Raw genomic sequence first — 19,748 nt, forward strand, 5'->3', positions numbered from 1 at the left:
AGATGAACCACTCCCTTCTGTCAGATCAGTAACCTGCAACACCCATCTTTCTGCAGATTTCTTTTGCTACCGGATCCACATAAACACCATCCTGCTCAATTACAACGTCATCAAGGATAATGGTAGGTTTCAGAAGGATTCCGTCTGTATGACACGGAGCATCCCAGCATTTACCCATAATAGCCTTACCCTGGCTTCCGATACCAAATTCCATACAGCCGAATACTCGTTCATCTTCTACGATTCTTCCTGTAGTTTTTGTAACTCCCGGGTTAAATCCCTGAGAATAATGTGCAAGTCTGTAGCAGTCTTTATCATCATAGGAAGCAAGCCATGATGCAAAGATATCAGCTTCTACTCCACCTGTAATATCAGTTACGATACCGTCTTTCAAAGTAAGTCTGACAGGCTCATTCAGTTTGCCGATTTCAGCCGGCGGCCAGATCGCACCGTCAAATACAAGAGTTCCGTTGATTGTTTCTTCAATCGGACACCAGCTTGTCTGTCCGCCCAGCATGATCGGATAACCTTTCTTGGTTGCACGCTGTCCTGAATGACGGATTTTTCTTCCATGATGGTATGCTATAAGATCTGTACCATTTTTACTCTTGACCTGAATCTTGTCTGCCTCTCCGAGGATCTTCTTGAAATGTTCTCCCAGTTCGATCATCAGATCATAATTTACTCTTGTAACTGTCTTGACAAGCATTTCCACATCCATACCGGTCAGACAGATATAACGTGTACCTGCAGCCATTGCTTTCTGGAATGCTTTTGTATGCATAATATAAGATAAAGAAACTTCAATCCATACATCTGCTTTTTCCACAGCTGCCTCAACAGGTGCGGGGGGATCCATAACTGCACACGGCGCAGTTGCATAAGTAAGAATCACCGGAACTGCATCAATTGCATAAGCCGCTGCTGCAAAAGCATCTATCACACGTTTATCTGATGAAGTGTCTCCTGTGATCAGCACTGTCTCTCCCGGTTTTGCCAGAAGCACATCCCGCACCATGGTCATGGCACCTTTTGCAACTTCCAGACTCAGGTATTCATCCCTGGTTTCAATTCCAATTGATAAATCCATAGTTCTCTCCTCCTTTGTCTCTGTCTGTCAGTGTTCATTCCATTCACAGCAATTTCTGTTTTACTTTAGGACATTACACCGACGATTTGTTTACACAATTTTACTATAATCAAAAAAACGTGTCAATATAATAATATCAGAATTATCCGATTATTATAATTTTTTCACTAAATATATCTCATAAATTTGTGTAATCATAACAATTTTAAATTTAATCTTTTTTAATCATTATATTTTCTTATATCAAAACAACATTTTTATATTTAAGCAACACTTTCCAGAAATTAATATTGTTTTCCAGTGTTTTTTCATGTTAAAATAAATCCAGAAGTTTTTTCATTATATTAAAATTCCAGGAGGTATCACAATGCAGGAACAGTTAAACAGATACATTGATGAGCATTTTGAAGAACTGATCAGAGATACACGTGAATTCGTTTCCATCGAAAGCACTCTGGACGAAACTACCGTGTGTGAAGGTGCTCCATTTGGAACAGGTATCCAGAGAGCACTTTCCTATGCGCTCAGCAAAGGTCAGGAACTGGGCTTTGAAGTAAAAAACTATGACGGATATGCCGGAACAATTCAGTATGGAACGGAAGGTGAGCAGGCTGCAATTCTTGCACATGTAGATGTGGTTCCGGCGATCGGTGAATGGATCGTCCCTCCATATTCAGCTGAAATCATGGAAAACCGTCTCTACGGCAGAGGTTCTGTAGATGACAAAGGTCCTGCGATGGCATGTCTTTATGCAATGAAAGCCATCAAAGAAAGTGGTCTTCCTGTCAGAAACCATATACGTATGATCCTGGGAACTGACGAGGAAACTCTGGCAAGAGGCATCTACTATTATCTTGATCGTGAAAAAGCCCCTGCCTTCGGTTTTTCACCAGATGCGGAATTTCCTATTATACATGCAGAAAAAGGCACTATCCGCTTTCTTTATCACATTCCAAAAGCTGACGGAGACATTCTGATGATTCAGGCAGGAAGCCGTCTGAATGTTGTTCCTGATCAGGCTACAGCCAGACTTGCTCATGTTTCTCCTGACCAGATCCAGGCCGTAATTTCCGAGTTAAACACCAAAGCAGTGATCACTGCAACAGCTGACGGAGACATAACAATAGTAAATGTCCAGGGTGTTGCCTCCCATGCATGTTATCCGGCCGAAGGAGTAAATGCAATCCAGGCACTTCTCCTCCTTCTGAAGAAATTATATCCAAAGCAGGATTCGGAACTCAAAAAAGCCCTGCACGGACTCTCTGATCTTCTTCTCGATGAGACCGACGGAGTTTCTTTCAAAATTGCCTGCACAGATGAAGTATCCGGTGCACTCACTTTAAATACTGCAATAATCTCAGTCGGAGATTCAGACAGCCAGATTAAATTCGATATCCGCTATCCGGTCACTCACGACGGAAACGAGCTTCTTGGGCTTCTTTCCGCTGTTGACAGCAGACTCCCCGTAAAATTTGAACTGATCCAGCATAAACCGCCTCTCTATGTAGAAAAAGACCGTCCTTTTATCAAAAAACTCCAGTCAGCCTACGAAGAATCTACCGGTCAGGAACCAAAATGTATTTCCATTGGCGGTGGAACCTACTGCCGTTATGTAAAAAACACCGTATCTTTCGGGCCTGTTTTCCCGGGCCAGAAGGAACTGGCTCATCAGACCAATGAATTTATTGATCTTGATGATCTCAGAAAAATTTCTAAAATATATGCACAGGCAATCTATAATCTCCTTGCCTGAAACTTACGGGCAGCGTTTTTGCTGCCCGTTTCTTATTGTTTCTGCAATACCCTGTTAAGGATATCTGCAAATGGCTCCATGGCATTTTTTACTTCCTCTACAGTATTATTCTGTGCACCTGCTTCAAGAAGCAGAGATTTTGGCCTCATATGGAGATTATATCGATATCCTGCCAGATAAATTCCCCTGTAAAAATCCGGGTAATATTCTGCCGCCTGGTATTCCAGCTGAAAAGAAAATGCCAGATTATCTTCTATGTACGGATTCGGCAGATAATCCAGATTTCCGCTTCTGTTCGTATAACTCAGCCCATTATAAAAAAGAATCTGGGCCGTAGATTTTCCATTAATTTCTGTAACCAGATGTTTTTCATCCGGTACCCCGTCTCTATGAAGATCGATCACAACCTGGATTTCGGGATTTTCTGCGAGAAGAGGCTCCAGATAATCCCGGGCATAATCATATGCCTTACTTCTGTCCAGTTCCCCTCCCATCAGATCAAAAGTTTCTTTTATATGCATCACCTGATATCCATACTGTTCTGTAAGTATCTCTGCAAGATATTCTCCAACTCCGACAATCGTATCTTCCTCTTCGCCTTCCCTTGAATCTGCAAATGTTTCCTGTGTATGACTGTGATATATAAGAATCTGCGGAACTTTCGGATCCTTTTCAAAAGAAAAATCTTCAGCCAGAAAATCCGCTGCATTCAGTTTCCGTGACTCTGCTGATGTAGTCGGATCCACAATAAAAAAATGGTTCATCAGATAGTCAGTATCCGCCAGTGTTTCAGGTGCCAGATCAATCGCCGGGGCTGGCTGTATTTCTGCCAAGACTGTTTCTGCCTCAGGTTCTTCAGAAGTCTCGGGAACAGGTGTTTCTGTTGCCTGATTTTTTTCCGGCACTGACGTCACTGTTATCCGTATCTCTTCCGGCACTGGTGTCACTGTTGTCTGTATTTCTTCCGGCACTGGTGTCACTGTTGTCTGCGCCTCTTCCGATGGCCTGTCCCCGGATTTTACTTCACCTGATTTTTCATTTTCCTGTATTATCATGTCTCCAAGATATTTTTCATTATTTTCCATGATAAGCTCATACGTTTCCTGGTCCCTTCTCTGTTTTTCATCAGATGCCCTGCTTTGCAGAAAGCAGTACAGAGGAAGCTGTCTGTAAATATTTTTTTCAGAAAAAAACAAAAACATATCCGGCATCACAGCCATAACTGCCAGGAAACACAGGCACAGCCCCATGCATACTGCTTTCTGATTTTTTGTCACTTAATCACCTCTTCAAGGTATCCTATGAAAAAAATCTCTCTATTATGATACAGCTATTCTCCAAATGCAATGTTCAGTCCCTCAGAAATCGTATAGCCAAGATATTTTACAGTTTCATCTACATCTTTTGCAGTTACAAACATGCTGTACAGATTCGGTGTTATCAGTTCGTCCAGAAATTCTTTCTGCTCTTTTTCTTCCAGAACATCCAGAAGATTTGCCATGGAATCATGCACAATGGTTGCCGCATCTACCACTGTTGGCACACCAATTCCAATGACTTTTACATGAAGATTTTCTTCTGTCAGTCCATTTCTGTGGTTGCCAACACCTGACCCCGGATGAATGCCTGTATCTGTAATCTGGATTGTTCTGTTCAGGCGGCGTACACTGCGCGCCGCAAGTGCATCAACTGCAATTACCACATCCGGTTTCGTTTCTGCAACTACTCCCTGAACAATTTCTGATGTTTCCATGCCAGTCTGCGCCATAACTCCCGGAATGATTCCACTGGTCCTGTGTATTTTGCCATTTCCCAGACTTTTCAGACCGTACTCTCTCACCATATGTCTTGTAATTCTCAGATTATCAACCACACGCGGTCCAAGCGAATCAGCCGTGATTCCTGTATTTCCCAGTCCGACCACCAGTATGGAACATTCTTTTTCAAGATCGATCAACTGTTTCAGATGAACCGCAATCTCCTCCGATACTTCCCTGTGATAGTCTTCATCAGGAACAGAAAGTTCCGGAGCTTCAATCGTTATATAATTTCCCTGCGGTCTGCCCATTTCTTTTGCCCCGTTCTCTGTAAGAATTTTTACTACCGTAGTCCGTATGTCTTTTTCTCTGTCATAATTTTCGTGGATCTCCACACCTCTGATATTTCTGTGAATCTCTCTGAATCTTTCTGTAGCTTCCAGAGCAAGGTCTGTCCTGATTCTTCCGTTTGCAGCCATATACTTCTCCTCTTCCTGTTGCTGTCACTCACCGGCAATCTTTTGCAATTACTGTGAACACCTGCTGACTTTTCCACTAACTGTTCACTCTAACCATTTCTATTAGTTTTGACAGTTTTCTTCAAATTATGTATTGACATTCAAAGATAAATATAATAAAATATATAAGCATGTTTACAGGAGCGCCCGTGTCTGTTCCTGTAACACACTAATTATAAAATCTGAAATGGAGGTGTACCAATTGGCTAACATCAAATCTGCAAAGAAAAGAATTTTAGTAAACAGAACTAAAGCTGCAAGAAACAAATCTATCCGTTCTGCTGTTAAAACTTCCATCAAGAAAGTAGAAGTTGCAGTTAAGAATAACGATAAAGCAGCTGCACAGACAGCTCTGACAGAAGCTATTTCCACAATCAGCAAAGCTACATCCAAGGGTGTTTATCACAAAAATAACTGTGCAAGAAAAATCTCCCGTTTAACCAAAGCTGTTAACAGCATCGGCTAATTTACGGATTAAATTTTTAATTATAAGCTTATAATTAAAAAGACAGTCACAACCGTCAGTGACTGTCTTTTTTCATGTCCGAAATCCTCTGACAGATTTCGGACACAAAATATATTTATTATTTATTTCATATATCAGCCGCCAAGTTCCACCATACGGTGAATGCATCTTCCGGCTCCTTCCATTACATTCTCAGGCAGATGGATTTCCTCCCCGCCCATTCCCTTAAGACAGTTATAGATATCCATAAGAGTTGTTACCTTCATATTCATGCATGTAAGCTGTACTGCCAGCGGGTAAAACTGTTTATCAGGGCATGCAAACTGCAGATGTTCGACAATGCTGTTTTCTGTTCCGATAATGAATTCTTTTTTATCGGATTTTTTTGCAAAATCCATGATTCCTGTTGTAGAGCCAACATAATCTGCCTGCTCCACAACCTCCTGTCTGCATTCCGGATGCACCAGAAGCAGAGCCTCCGGATGTGCTTTTCTTGCTTTTTCCACATCCTTTGCACTGACTACAATATGTCTCGGACATCCGCCTTTATAAAATGCAAATTCTTTTTCCGGAAGTTTTTCTGCAACATAACGTCCCAGATTCGGGTCCGGAATAAAAAGGATCTTGTCGTTTTCGAGACGACTGCAGATCTGCACTGCAGAAGATGATGTCACACATACATCACACTCTGTTTTCAGCTCAGAAGTTGTATTTATATACGCCACTACTGCATGATCCGGATGTTCTGCTTTCAGCTTACGAAGGCTTTCCAGATCAAGCTGTTCTGCCATCGGACAGCCCGCTGCCGGATTTGCCAGCCACACTCTCTTGTCCGGGCTGAGAACTTTACATGTTTCTGCCATAAAACGTACTCCGCACATGATCACGCCACTGCAGTCGCTTTTTGATGCCTGAACACTGAGCCCATAGGAATCTCCCATATAATCTGCCACTTCAAGGATTTCCTGACCCTGATACGCATGTGCCAGGATACAGATATCCTTTTCTTTTTTCATACGCAGGATTTCCTGCTGAATTTCTGCTATTGTCATTTTTCTTCTCCCTGCTCTTTTTCCCATGGCTGAAGCGGTGCAAGAAATCCTGCGTCTTTCAGCTGTTTTTCTATCAGATTCAGTCTTTCCTCATTTTCAGCTTCGATCAAATGATAATGATATCCTGATGTTGCACTACTTAAGACTGTTGACCGGCTGTTTTTCAGTGTTTCCACAAACTCACAGACATCCTGTCTGGAACGGATATCCATTTCTGCACTGACACGTCCGTAAACTCTGTGACTGATACTTATATTTTTGACTCTGCCGCCACAGTCTACGATCAGATTCAGCTCATCTGCTGCCTTTTCCTGACTGTGCCTTACCTTGAACTCACGCGTACAACTGCAATCCTGCTGCATTACATATCCTTTTGTTGTAGACAGGATTTCCGGTGTTGATGCCCGGATCACAGCCAGATCCTGTACGATCACCTGTCTGCTTACGCCAAAACGAGACGCCAGTGCCCTTGCAGCCACAGGACTGTCCGCATTCTGCAGAATTTTCAGGATTTCTCTACGCCTTTCTGTTGTGTTCATACCGTCTCCTCTCACACTGCATGAAGATGTTTCATTGAGATATCAAGAATCGGGGCGGAATGTGTAAGTGCTCCGCTGGATACATAATCAACGCCTGTTTCGAGTATTTTGCTGATATTTTCTTTTGTGATATTTCCGGAGCATTCTGTCCGGGCACGTCCTGCAATGATCTCAACTGCCTGTTTCATAACTTCCGGAGTCATATTATCAAGCATGATGATGTCAGCTCCGGCTTCTACAGCTTCTTTTACCTGTTCCAGTGTTTCAACTTCTATTTCAATCTTTCGCACAAAAGGTGCATATGCCTTCGCCATCTCTACTGCCTTTGTAACGCTTCCAGCAGCTCCGATATGATTGTCTTTGAGAAGTACTCCGTCAGAGAGATTATAACGGTGATTGCATCCTCCTCCGATCCTTACCGCGTATTTTTCAAAGACACGGCAGTTAGGAGTTGTTTTTCTTGTATCCAGAAGTGTCACGTGGCTTCCTTTCAGAAGATCTGCAACCTGTCTTGTGTAAGTTGCGATACCGCTCATTCTCTGCAGATAATTCAACGCTACCCTTTCACCGGAAAGAAGCACACGGATATCACCTGTTACGACTGCAAGGAGCTGGCCGTTCTGTACTCTGTCTCCATCCTTGCATTTCAGATCAACTTCTGTTTTCTCATCCAGAATATGAAAAACTCTCGCATATATATCAAGTCCTGCAATGATACCGTCTTCTTTTGCGATCAGGTCTACAGTGCCTTTTGTTTCACATGGCATCACTGCATTTGTGGAAACATCCTCACTTGTAATATCTTCCATAAGCGCCATACGAATCAGCTGATCTGCCTGCATTTTCATTGTTATTTCATTCATGAATCTTCTTCATCCTTTCAATTTCTTTTAATACTTCCTTATGATAACCGGAAAGGATTTCTTCCCTGTCCTCGTACATTCTGATATCTATATTTTCCGGTCTGCACGGATCTGGTGTTCTTCCAAATATAATATCATCTGCTGCCCTTCTTGCAAAGACCAGAGATTCCAGAAGTGAATTGCTTGCCAAACGGTTTTTGCCGTGAACACCGTTACAGCTGGTCTCTCCACAGGCATACAGCCCTCTCATGGATGTGCGGCTTCCCAGGTCAACCTGAATCCCTCCCATGAAATAATGCTGTGCCGGAACAACCGGTATCGGTTCTCTGCATGGATCATATCCTTCTTCAAGACAATGCTGATAAATGTTTGGAAAATGGTTCATGATTGTTTTTTCGCCCAATGGACGCATATCTTCCCATACGAAATCTGTACCGTCTTTTTCCATCTGTGCAAAAATCGCCTGACTCAGAAGATCTCTGGGCTGGAGTTCATTTGTAAACCGCTGTCCATTTCTGTCATAAAGCAAAGCGCCTTCTCCTCTTACAGATTCAGAAATCAGAAATCTGCGCCCTGGTTTTTTTGAATACAGTGTTGTTGGATGAATCTGTATATAATCAATATTTTGCAGTTTTATCTGATGTTTCATGGCAATTCCCAGGCCGTCACCTGCAATGTGAGGATAGTTTGTGGAATTCTTATAAAGCCCGCCAAGTCCGCCACAGGCAAGTACAACATACGGTGCTCTTACCGGATATACCTGATTCTGCTCGTCCATTACGATAATACCGCCGCAGATATTGTCTCTGGCTATCAGGTCTACCATCGTCATGTGTTCACAGATTTCTATATTTTCTTTTGTTTTTGCCTCATTCAAAAGTGTCTGGGTGATCTGTTTTCCTGTGACATCTTCATAAAAAAGGATTCGTGGCTGAGAGTGTGCGCCTTCTCTTGTAAAAGCTAGTTCTCCGTTTTCACCTCTTGCAAATGTTACTTTTCTGTGAAGCAGGTCTCTTATAATACTGTTGGAACTCCGGATCATGAGTTCTACTGCTTTTTTGTTATTTTCATAATGACCTGCACGCATAGTATCTTCAAAATAATCGTTGTAATCTTCTTCGCCTCTGAGCATGCAGATACCGCCCTGTGCAAGGAATGAATCTGACTGATCTGCTTCCTGCTTGGTTATCAGAAGTACGTTTTTGCGTTCCGGGAGATTCAGTGCGCAATACAGTCCCGCTGCTCCGGTACCTACTATAATGGCATCATAATATTCTTTCATCTGTTTTTCCTCTTTCCGGTCTGACCGGATTTTCTTTTTTCATGGGTGCCATTATACTACCAGGCTTGTCAGGTGTCAAGACACCTGTAAATATTGCTGTATGTTTGTGTAAACATCCTGAACTATTGTGTAGATGGAAAAAGATATTAATGTCTCGTTTTTTCTGGCTGCAGGATATCAATACTGGAAACGGCTTCGGAATCTGAAAATACTAAGTTGAAAAAAATATAAAAAGACCAGAATCTGAATGTTAGTGAAGCAAATATTTGCAGACATTGTGATAATACTTAGATATGTTCTGGCTGTGTTATTCATAAAATAAGCACTGTCTGAGCCGCAGGCGAGTTCGCTTATTTTATGAATGGTTTTAACAGACAGGTTATATCTCTAGTATTATCCAATGTCGAAACCGATTTGCTGATACAACATTCAGATTTCTGGTCTCTATTATCAGTTACTCCTTTCAACTTCTCGCCGAACTGTACTTTACGATCAACAGCTCCACACTGAGTCCATCCTGCAGTGTCCCGGTCTTAACAGCTTCTTCCGCATCCACAAAATCCCTCTCTGCCTGCTCCAGTTCATCTATACTGTAAGATCTCGCACAACTCATAATATTCCTTACCACAAAAGCAGGCACTCCAAGCCTTGATGCAATCTCATTCTGTGATGCACCTTCTCCCGCCATTTTTTTTGCAAGGCAAAGTTGTCTGAACTGTTTTGAAAGAAGAAACAATATACGCATCGGCGGTTCTTTCAGTGTAAGAAGATCATTATAAAGATCCAGTGCTCTTCGCTGATTTTTTTCGGTAACCGCTCTTACCATCTCAAAAATTTTATTCTCTGTCCTTGTAGTACATACAGTCTCGATGTCCTGCGCAGTAACTATATCCTGTCCCATAGTATAAGTTATGAGTTTCTCCAGTTCCATGCGAATATTTCCCATATCCGTACCTGTTTTTGTGAGAAAAAGTTCCATATCCCTTGTAGTAATCTTCCTTCCTTCTTTTGCAAGAATTCCGGCAGCCCAGCGCATAAGCGTCTTCTCATCCTGTTTTGCAAATTCCACTACAGAACCACAGGATTTCACGGCTTTATACATTTTACTCCGTTTATCTACTTCTTCTTCAACAAAAACAAGCCTCACATATTCCGGCAATGTTTTCATATATTCTGCAAGTTCATCACATTTATTTTTAAAAAAACCGGAATTTTCCACAAGAATCACTCTGTATTCCGCAAAGAACGGCATTGTCTCACAGAGATCGATCATTTCTCTGACCTCAATTCCCCTGCCTTCATACTTACTGAAATTCATAGTATCATCTTCCGGATTCAGGGCATGTATCAGCCGTTCTTTATATTGTTGTCTGAGATAAGCTTCATCTCCATACAGGAGATATGCGCTTTTAAAATTTCCTGACTTTATGTCTTCCTGTAAACTTTTCACCTTATATTTCCTCGTATATCTTTCACCCCGGTCAGCCGGCAGTTCGTTATCTCACATCTGATATATCTATACTGAAGTTTATCATGAATCTCCCCTGAATTCCAGTCAAACCATAAATTATACTGTTCACATCGTTACTGTTCACAGGTAATATCCCGCGAGGTGTTTTGCCATGAATATGGCAAAATCCCGAGACATACGGGGGCAAAATGCCATCACCGAAGGTGATTTGGAATGCATTTTGACCAAGTTACTGCGAACGGAGTGAACAGTAACTTCACATCAACCACACTGGTGCTCACTCCCTGTAATGTTCTGTCCACATTTTTTTGCCATCTGTGTACACAGTAAGGGCTCCACTTTTCATGGTATATTCCACTTTTGCGCCAGCCTCTTCCAGCCTCTCAATTGTCTCCTGCGACGGATGTCCGTAGGTATTAGTCTGGGAGCAGGAAATAAATGCAACCTCAGGTTTTATTTTTTCCAGAAACTCCCTGCATGTGGAATATCTTGAACCATGATGCCCTACTTTAAGAAAATCCATGTCTTCAAGAACCGGGAGCAGTTTTTTCTCTGTTTTTTCCCCAATATCCCCTGTAAGAAGACCCTTGAATTCTCCATACCTGATTTCCATCACCGCTCCTTCCTCATTAACATCTTCACCTGATGCTCCTTTTTCCGGAGCCAGAAATCGCAGCTCAGATTTATTTGATTTTATATATTTTCCGGCAGAAACTTTCCATACTCTGATCCCGTTTTTTTCTGCAATTCTTTGAAGTTTTTTCCAGGCATCATTACGGGTTTTCCATTCCGGAAGGAACAGATTTCTGACTTTTACTGTAGAGAGATTTTTTTCAAGCATTTCCAGCAGTTCTTCCACTCCGCTTATATGATCTGCATCTGTATGTGAAATCAAAATACCGTCCAACGATGAGATTCCCTGATTCTTCAAATACGGCAGAAGCTGGTACTGTGCAGTTTTCTTTTTGCTGGTACTCCCGCAGTCCATAAGATAGCAGCCACCTCCCGGCAGTTTAAGTACAATTCCGTCTCCCTGTCCAATATCCAGACATGTAACCGACAAATTCTTCTGCGGATGATATCCCAGTACCAGAATTCCGCATATACCAAACATCGCACCTGCACCTGTAATACATTTTCTCAGGACAGGTTTCTGTTTTTTCCCACACCACATAATTCCAAGTATTCCCACCAGCAAAATATAATATAACACACTCTGCCACAATTTCGGTGCTCCGCTGATCCATGTGCAAAGAGGTATTTTTCCCACAAACCGGCACGTTTTTTCGTACAAAACAAGAAGAATATGCCCCGGAATTGCCGCTGCTGAAGCTGCAGCCATATGAAAAAATCCCACAGCACAACATCCAAGTCCACTCAACAACACAATGCTCACTGTCGGAAGGACAATCAGATTCAGCAAAAGACCTGCCACAGAGACTTCGCCGTATATGGTCAGAACCAGCGGCAAAGTAGTTATCTGCACAGCAAATGAAGCCAGAAGTGCATTTATCAGTTTACGTTCCGAAGCAAAAAAGGTACTTAGAACAGGCGCTGTTACCCCAAGGCCGACTACTGCCCCAAAGGAAAGCAGAAAACTGCTGCTGTACAGATATGCCGGTGAATCCAAAATCAGTAAAATGGCCGAAAGTGCCAGTGCAGTCAGGAGATCATAACTTCTCCCAAGGATTTTTGCACCTGTTGCCACAAGAAACATACCTACCGCACGCATGGCTGAGGCACCTCCTCCGGTAAGCATCCCGTACTGCAGCATCACTGTCAGAGAAATCATTCCTGCCAGGATATTTCCCCCTCCAGCCAGTTTCAACATCTGGAACAGTCCCAGCCCAAGCATACTGATATGCAGACCGGATATTGCCAGAATATGTATCATTCCTGCCATCTGATAACGAAGCTTCAGGTCCTGATCCAGTTCTTTCTTTTCACCGATCAGCATTGCTTCAAAAACTCCTGCATCTTCCGGAGCTGCTGTCTGTAAAATACTGCAGATTTTTTCTTTAAAATCCTGCAATGCCTGTCTGTACGCAGAATATTCCCTGCTCTTTTTCCTGACAATGCCATTTTTCATAAGATAATAAATTTTCTGACATGCATAAAACTGTCTGGAGTCAAATTCTCCCGGATTACCAGGCGGCTCCGTCTCTTCCAGTTTCCCGGATATCTGCACAGTCATACCTGCCAGAAGTTTCTCTTGTTTTTTAAGAAATACTTTTATATTTTTGATTGGAATATGTTCTGACCCACTGGTCAGCAAGACTTGACTGAGATAGACAGAAAAGGAGTTCTCTGTTTCCTGGCACCGCTGCACTTCCCCGCAGATTACAGCTTCCGGATGCTCTGCAATCCATTCCCGGGTCTTTTCCGGCAGAGGATTTCCACTTACAAGCGGAATCCCTGCCAGATCCAGGATATACATACAAAGCAACAGAATAAGGCACACAAGACACACCGGGCGTCTTTTCATATAATTCCTTTCTGTCCGTTTGAATATCTGGAGCCTGTGAGCAGGAGATCACTCGCCCTCCTGCATGATCAGATCCTCATTTTTCTGATAGAAATTGTAGAGCGGCATACTGCTTCCATAATTACCTTCTGTACTTCCTTCTATGGAAATCTGCACTCTGTCTGCTTCACAGGAATCAAGAATTGAATTTACAATAGAGTATACAGAAATATCTTCTGCAACATCCAGTGCGTCTTCCTGAAAAGCACTGTTCATATTTATATAGCAGATTCTGTCTGCTGTAGTTACACTGATCGCCACTGAATTTGAAGGAATAGTCGGATAATATCCTTCGTCCAGAGGTCCTCTTGCAAGCTGTTCAAGAACGACACGTTCTCTCGGAAGATTTCTGCGATAATACACATTTCTGGTTTCCTTTACCAGTTTTTTACCACTTTTATCTGTAAAGTACAGCGTAAATGTATCATATCGATAATTTTCGGAATCTTTTCGATTATATTCCACAAAAGTATCTTCTGTCATATCTTCAATCTTCTTATTCCGTGAGTCTGTCAGTTCTTTGCCATTTACAGTGAAGCGTATTCTCTGTATATCCGGTATCTGAATAAGCGTATCCAAAATTCCGGCTCTTGTCAGAACTTCTCTTGCGCTTCCCATATCTGAATATTCTTTGCTGAAATCAATGATCAGAAGGTCTTTCTGAACATCATAGGAATTTATGCTGACTTTTTCCGGCAAAAGACTGACAGCTCCTTCCGGGGCCTGTCTGTCGCCAATTTTCTGAAGCAGATCCTTTACCATAAGTTCCTTTGTCTCTTCTTTTGGCGTATATGGTTCTGATTTGATAGTCGTTTCTGCTGCATTCAGATAATAAAAACTGTACTTGCTTTCATCTTTGTCTTTGTTAAATGTTTTTATACTGCATCCGGCAAAAAGGCTGCTGATCAGCACTGCCAGAAAAAGCGTTTTTAATAATTTCTTCATCCGGCACCTCCTACGGAATATATGACAGAGGAATCCGAACTGAAAAAGTAGTTCCTTCCCCTTCTCTGCTGAACACTTTGATCACACCATGATGCATTGCAATAGTACTTCTTGTAATAGCCAGTCCAAGACCGGTTCCTCCGATTTCACGCGAATGTGATTTATCCACTCTGTAAAAACGCTCAAAAATCCTGTCTATGGAGTCTTCCGGAATTCCCATTCCTGAATCCGCTACTGTAACATAAAAATATTTATGGTCTGCATCCAATGAAACTCTTACCCATCCGTCATCTACATTATATTTGATGGCATTTTCCACCAGATTGCTGATCGCTGATGTAAACTTAAGTTCATCAACATCAGCTTCAACCGGGCGGAAACTGTCTAGAATGAGGTCTATATTTCTCTTATCTGCAATAGGCTGCAGACGTTTGAGAATGTCTTCCAACAGCTGATTAATATCCATATGCTGAATGCTCAGATCGGCTGTTTTTTTGTCCATTTTTACAAGAGTAAGAAGATCCGTAATAATGCGGTTTTCCCTGTCAATCTCTGCCGTAATATCATGCATGAATTCCTGATAAAGTTCCTCCGGTACTCCTTCCTGTCCAACCAGCGAATCTGCCAGGACTTTCATGGAAGTCATAGGGGTCTTCAGTTCATGCGACACATTTGATACAAATTCAGACCTGGATTCATCCAGAACTTTCATACGCGCAAGCATTTTATTAAATGCATCGGTGATCAGCTCCGTTTCTGTATAGTCCGGCACTGAAATTTCATCCTTCTGATATCCATCCGTAAGATCTTCAATAGACTTGGTAACCCTGGCAAGAGGCTTCACCAGAACAGTCGAAAGAAAATATGACAGAAAAATGGAAAGTACCACGATAATTGCAATGATCAGCATTCCCTGTTGTTCCATTTCCACCATGGTCGCCATAATTTCACTGCATGAAACAGTCACCAGCATTGCGCCCTGTATCTGCGGTACATCTGCACTTTTGACAGGAACTGCCAGCTGCATGATCTGGCCGTTTCTACTGTAATCAGTCACTTCACCTGTTTTGAAACATCTGATAACTCCTGGTGAGATCAGCGTCTTTTCTTCATCTACATGATAAGTATCTTTGACAATCCTGAAATCTTTGTCAACCAGAAGGACTCTGCCTCCATATATATTAGACAACAACTCCAGCTTGCTGTTAACAGCTTCCGAGCTGGAGTCATTGAGATAATTTTCCTTGATTATCTGATTTGACAGGATCGCACACTGTGCACGTACTGCAGATGCACGTACTTCCAGTGCCTGTGTTTCGTAATTATAAATCATCAACTGTGTCACAATAACACTTGGTACGATTCCCAGAATCAATAGAATGATCATTATTCTGAAACGCAGACTTTTGAAAAACCTGGTCTTTTTTTTCACAGTCATTGATTATGCCTGAAAATAGTAACCCACACCCCATTTGGTGTGTACATATTTGGGCTCACTGGGATTCGCCTCAATTTTTTCACGAAGACGACGGATATGTACATCCACCGTACGTACATCTCCCGGATACTCATATCCCCATACAATATTCAGAAGATTTTCACGACTGTAAACCTTATTTGGATTGAATACCAGGAGTTCAAGTACATCAAACTCCTTTGCCGTAAGATTGATTTCTTTTCCGGAAATAAATACACGGCGTCCCTCACAGTCAAGTTTCAGATCTCCGGCCTCGATCGTCTTTGCTTTTTCTTTTTCTTCATGCTCGGAACGTGCACGGCGCATGATCGCTTTGATGCGGGCTTTTACTTCAAGAATATTGAACGGTTTGGTAATATAATCATCTGCACCGTAATCCAGTCCCAGAATTTTGTCCATATCTTCGCCTTTTGCAGTAAGCATAACGATAGGTACATTGGAAAATTCACGGATCTGCTGGCATACTTCCAGCCCATCCATCTTCGGAAGCATCAGATCCAGAAGAATAATATCATATTTATTTTCTTTTGCTTTTTCTACTGCTTCCTCTCCATCGTAAGCACAATCCACTTCCATTCCATCCTGTTCCAGATTAAAGCGAATTCCTTTTACAATTAATTTTTCATCATCAACCACTAAAACTTTCCTGCTCATTTACTTCTCCTTACTCTGTTACTGTGAACAATTACTAATCTAGTGTTACCTTATCTTTTATCTTGACAAAAGTACTTTCTTTGATTCCCGGCACCTGCATGATATCCTCAACACTGGAAAATCTTCCATTTTCTTCACGCCAGGCAAGAATTGCCTGTGCCTTGGCATCTCCGATTCCGGATAATGTCTTAAGGGTTTCCGCATCCGCTGTATTCAGATTAACTTTACCTGATTCGGTTTCCTGCACTCCGGCCTCTCCTGACTGCTGGTTTCCTGCCGCCAAAGTTACTGTGCCATCTGCTATTTCTTCTTTGGTTGGAACATAGATCTGCTGACCGTCGCTGACCGGCTGTGCCTGGTTTACTGAATTACCCGAAGCCTCAGGCAGCATTCCTCCAGCCGCTTCAATGGCCTGAAAAACTCTGCTATCTGCTTCCATCTCATATACTCCCGGCTTCACCACTGCCCCACAGACATCCACAAAGATTTCTGTCGGAACTACAGGCTCTGTCGGGCTTATTTCAGGTATTTCATCTTTCCCGGCGGTCTGTGTAAAGCCCGCTTCCCTGGTTTCTGATTCTCCGGAAGTCTGTTCCGTCTTTGTATTTTCCTCTTCATCAAGAAAAATTGCTGCTTTATTCTGACCACATCCGAAAAGCATCACACTGCACAGCAATATTATTCCTGCAGCAACTGATCTGTTTTTGTTCTTTTCTTTTATAATCCGGTTCACACCTTTCCGTAAATTATTTTACGGCAATTCCCCGATTATCATACTTAACCATGCTTTATTTTAACGAATTTCCAGTATTTTTACAATAGCAATTTTATATTACAATAGGAAACTTTTTTTCTGGCTTTTACAACAAAAAGCGCCCCGGTATCTTTATATGTACCGAAGCGCTTCTGTTTTTTGTCAGTTTCTGTTTTTATCAGTTACTGTTTTCTGTGTTTACGACAGCTTTTATTTTACTTTAACCTTGATTTTCACACTCTTGCTGCCTGATTTTACTGTAATGGTAGCTGTACCTTTCTTTTTGGCTGTGATCACGCCTTTGGAAGATACGGCTGCAACTTTTTTGTTTGAAGTTGAATAAGTTACTTTTTGTTTACTTGTTACAGGTGCAACAACTGTACTGAGGCTTAGTTTTGCTTTGCGGCTTAAGGTAACTTTTTTGCCGACTTTTGCTCCTGTTGCCTTGTCTGTTACTTTCAGTGAAGTGGTCTTAACTACTGGTGCCTGAACTTTTACTTTGAACCATGTAGTATATCCACTTGCGAGTTTTACGGTAATCTTGGCTGTTCCTTTCTTTTTACCTGTAATCTTGCCGTTCTTTACTGTTACGACTTTTTTGTTGCTGGAAGTCCAGGAAACGATCTTGTCTCCGTTTGCAATATCAACTGTCTTTACAGCATAAGACTGTTTTACTTTCAGCGGTACTGTTTTCTTCGCCGCAACACTCATTGTAAGCTTCGGAGAAAGTTTTGCGATTGCTTTGGTTGCTGCAACCTTGCCGCATACGGAGCATACATTGGAGTTTACACCTGCTGCAAATACAGTTGCCGGTTTTGTTACTTTCCAGCTGTATGTATGTTTGCCTGCTGCAGGGATCACGGTTGTACGGGTTTCTCCTGCGTGTGTGCTGCAGGCTTCTACTTTCTGTCCTGCAGTACCACAGGTAGCATTTTTGGTGCTGGTGGTTTTCCATTTGCAGCCGGTGAGTTCAGCTCTGATGATTCCGAGAGTTGCAGTTGTCTGTTTACTTACTTCATCGTTATTTACACCAATGAGGTATGTTTTTCCTTTAAGCAACTGATATCCCGTTTCTTCAAAACTGTTATTACCGTCCAGCCAGTAACTATGTGATACAAGTTTTCCATCGCCTGTTATAGTTTTTACAATAGTTGAGATACCATAACCAGTATTATCTGCACTATAAAATGCACTTATATAATAGCAGGAAGTATCTTCTGGCACATATTTATACCATACATATTCTCCATATTTAATGCCTACAGTGTTTTCGCCAGTCTTGACATTAGAAATTTTGGAATAATCTGGAGTAACTACTGTGATGTTGTATCCTGAATTCGGATATCCGCCAACATAAACTCGATATGTTCCGTTTCTGAATGCATTTTCTCCGCCAAAGTAATAATCTTCTTTCCCATCAGTACATCTTATGCTGAATGTATTTCCATATATATCTGTCATAAATGTGTTAGAAAGATCATATACCTGTGATGTATTATTATCATACTTCACTGTCAGCTTTGCGCCCCTAACATTAATTCCATCATAATCATCAAAACCACCACTGTAATATATAGTTCTGGCAGTTCCTTTTTCCAGTATTACAGAAGATATGCACACAGCTTTGCTTACTGTAACATCATATGAGCAGGCATCATCCCCCATATTACTTACCTTTAAATAATATGTTTTCTTTCCAATCATCGAATATCTTAACAGAAAATTCAGGCCTTCCCCGGTATCGTCATCAGAATCACTATAATCCTCATCCATGGATTCATATAATTCCGCATATGGATCACTATCTTCATTATTGGAAGACACAAAAACATAATCTCCGTCTGTTTCCGGTGTAAACGAAAGCCATACAGAACCGTTTTCTGCAATAGAAACTGTTTTAGTCTCTCCTAAAGTTAATGCACTGACATTTGTATCTGCTCCAACTGCTTCAGTCTCTTCTTCGCCTGAAAACAGATCTGCGTCTTCACTGTCCTCTTCCTGTGCAGTTACTTCTTCTGCATCTTCAGTGATTTCTGTCTCTGCGGTAAGATCTTCCCCATCTTCCGCTTCTGCCTGAACCTCTTCTTCAGATGCATCTTTTGCAACCTCTTCAGTTTCTTCTGCTGCAATAGTCTCTTCCTCTGCCTGTACAGCTGTTTCCTCTGCACTGAAATCTGCCGCACTTACCAGTGCTGTTGCGTCAACGCTGGTTACTGTCATGGCAGCTGCCAGGATCAATGCAAGATGTTTTTTCTTCATACCCTTTTCCTCCTTTGTAATAGTGTAAAAAAATATGTATTCATTATAACACTATATCTTTTCGGAAAAAGATATTTTTATATGTATTATTTTAAATTTATCTTACATTTTATGGATACAGCTGAATTGGAAAACTGACTTCCAGTTTGCAAAAGTAAACCCCTGTTCCTAAAAGTTCTTGCAAGACTAAATTCCGGCATATCAAGAAATCATGATTTTAGCGGAATTTACGTTTCCAAACTGGAACTTACAAAACCAAATAGATTGAACCAGTTGTTGAGGCGTGATAAGATAACCCCAGATCAATTTCTGTTCTGAAAAAAGACGCACTTTAAGCGGAGGTC

The 19,748-nt window shown here is 41.7% G+C and carries 16 protein-coding genes; 2 read left to right on the forward strand and 14 right to left on the reverse strand.

From position 1 onward, the window contains the following. Nucleotides 1-25: 25 nt before the first annotated feature. A complete protein-coding gene (locus ACTNB8_RS03590) occupies nucleotides 26-1,090 on the reverse strand; it encodes a hypothetical protein (RefSeq protein WP_441052377.1) in 1,065 nt (354 codons plus the stop codon). A gap of 367 nt (nucleotides 1,091-1,457) precedes the next feature. Here ACTNB8_RS03590 and pepV point away from each other — a divergent pair, with 367 nt between their 5' ends. Further along, the gene (pepV, locus tag ACTNB8_RS03595) at nucleotides 1,458-2,843 is read left to right on the forward strand and encodes a dipeptidase PepV (protein WP_441052379.1); all 1,386 of its coding nucleotides are present in this window, start codon (nucleotides 1,458-1,460) and stop codon (nucleotides 2,841-2,843) included. Between the two features lie 32 nt (nucleotides 2,844-2,875). Here pepV and ACTNB8_RS03600 read toward each other — a convergent pair whose 3' ends face one another. Together ACTNB8_RS03600 and gpr are read right to left on the reverse strand one after the other, a co-directional pair. Beyond that, nucleotides 2,876-4,120 (reverse strand): stage II sporulation protein P, encoded by a 1,245-nt coding sequence (locus ACTNB8_RS03600; RefSeq protein WP_441052381.1) that lies wholly within the window; start codon nucleotides 4,118-4,120, stop codon nucleotides 2,876-2,878. 53 nt (nucleotides 4,121-4,173) lie between these two features. After that, the gene (gene gpr, locus ACTNB8_RS03605) at nucleotides 4,174-5,079 is read right to left on the reverse strand and encodes a GPR endopeptidase (RefSeq protein WP_441052383.1); all 906 of its coding nucleotides are present in this window, start codon (nucleotides 5,077-5,079) and stop codon (nucleotides 4,174-4,176) included. 226 nt (nucleotides 5,080-5,305) lie between these two features. Here gpr and rpsT point away from each other — a divergent pair, with 226 nt between their 5' ends. Further along, nucleotides 5,306-5,584 (forward strand): 30S ribosomal protein S20, encoded by a 279-nt coding sequence (gene rpsT / locus ACTNB8_RS03610; protein WP_296155966.1) that lies wholly within the window; start codon nucleotides 5,306-5,308, stop codon nucleotides 5,582-5,584. Nucleotides 5,585-5,718: 134 nt separating this feature from the next. Here rpsT and nadA read toward each other — a convergent pair whose 3' ends face one another. From nadA to ACTNB8_RS03665, 11 genes are all read right to left on the reverse strand, one after another. Next, a complete protein-coding gene (gene nadA / locus ACTNB8_RS03615; protein ID WP_296155981.1) occupies nucleotides 5,719-6,636 on the reverse strand; it encodes a quinolinate synthase NadA in 918 nt (305 codons plus the stop codon). After that, entirely contained in the window at nucleotides 6,633-7,175 is a 543-nt protein-coding gene (locus ACTNB8_RS03620) for a transcription repressor NadR (RefSeq protein ID WP_441052385.1), read from the reverse strand. Before ACTNB8_RS03620 ends, nadA begins: the two co-directional genes overlap by 4 nt. Before the next feature lie 11 nt (nucleotides 7,176-7,186). Next, nucleotides 7,187-8,038, reverse strand: a complete 852-nt coding sequence (nadC, locus tag ACTNB8_RS03625; protein WP_441052387.1) for a carboxylating nicotinate-nucleotide diphosphorylase — start codon at nucleotides 8,036-8,038, stop codon at nucleotides 7,187-7,189. Beyond that, nucleotides 8,031-9,320, reverse strand: coding sequence for an L-aspartate oxidase (locus ACTNB8_RS03630; protein ID WP_441052389.1), 1,290 nt, complete (start codon nucleotides 9,318-9,320; stop codon nucleotides 8,031-8,033). Before ACTNB8_RS03630 ends, nadC begins: the two co-directional genes overlap by 8 nt. 463 nt (nucleotides 9,321-9,783) lie before the next feature. Further along, on the reverse strand, nucleotides 9,784-10,770 hold the full coding sequence (gene holA, locus ACTNB8_RS03635) for a DNA polymerase III subunit delta (protein ID WP_441052391.1): 987 nt from the start codon (nucleotides 10,768-10,770) through the stop codon (nucleotides 9,784-9,786). Nucleotides 10,771-11,068: 298 nt separating this feature from the next. Continuing rightward, entirely contained in the window at nucleotides 11,069-13,276 is a 2,208-nt protein-coding gene (locus ACTNB8_RS03640; protein ID WP_441052393.1) for a DNA internalization-related competence protein ComEC/Rec2, read from the reverse strand. A gap of 48 nt (nucleotides 13,277-13,324) precedes the next feature. After that, a complete protein-coding gene (locus ACTNB8_RS03645) occupies nucleotides 13,325-14,260 on the reverse strand; it encodes a GerMN domain-containing protein (RefSeq protein WP_441052395.1) in 936 nt (311 codons plus the stop codon). Between the two features lie 10 nt (nucleotides 14,261-14,270). Then, a complete protein-coding gene (locus tag ACTNB8_RS03650; protein WP_441052397.1) occupies nucleotides 14,271-15,698 on the reverse strand; it encodes a sensor histidine kinase in 1,428 nt (475 codons plus the stop codon). A 3-nt stretch (nucleotides 15,699-15,701) separates the two neighbouring features. Next, the gene (locus ACTNB8_RS03655) at nucleotides 15,702-16,391 is read right to left on the reverse strand and encodes a response regulator transcription factor (protein ID WP_296155974.1); all 690 of its coding nucleotides are present in this window, start codon (nucleotides 16,389-16,391) and stop codon (nucleotides 15,702-15,704) included. A 34-nt stretch (nucleotides 16,392-16,425) separates the two neighbouring features. Next, entirely contained in the window at nucleotides 16,426-17,067 is a 642-nt protein-coding gene (locus ACTNB8_RS03660; protein WP_441052399.1) for a helix-hairpin-helix domain-containing protein, read from the reverse strand. 288 nt (nucleotides 17,068-17,355) lie between these two features. Next, complete coding sequence (locus tag ACTNB8_RS03665) at nucleotides 17,356-19,404, reverse strand: Ig-like domain-containing protein (RefSeq protein ID WP_441052401.1); 2,049 nt, start codon at nucleotides 19,402-19,404, stop codon at nucleotides 17,356-17,358. Nucleotides 19,405-19,748: the final 344 nt, after the last annotated feature.

The organism is Blautia sp. HCP28S3_G10, assembly GCF_052065235.1.
Lineage (GTDB): Bacteria > Bacillota > Clostridia > Lachnospirales > Lachnospiraceae > Blautia_A.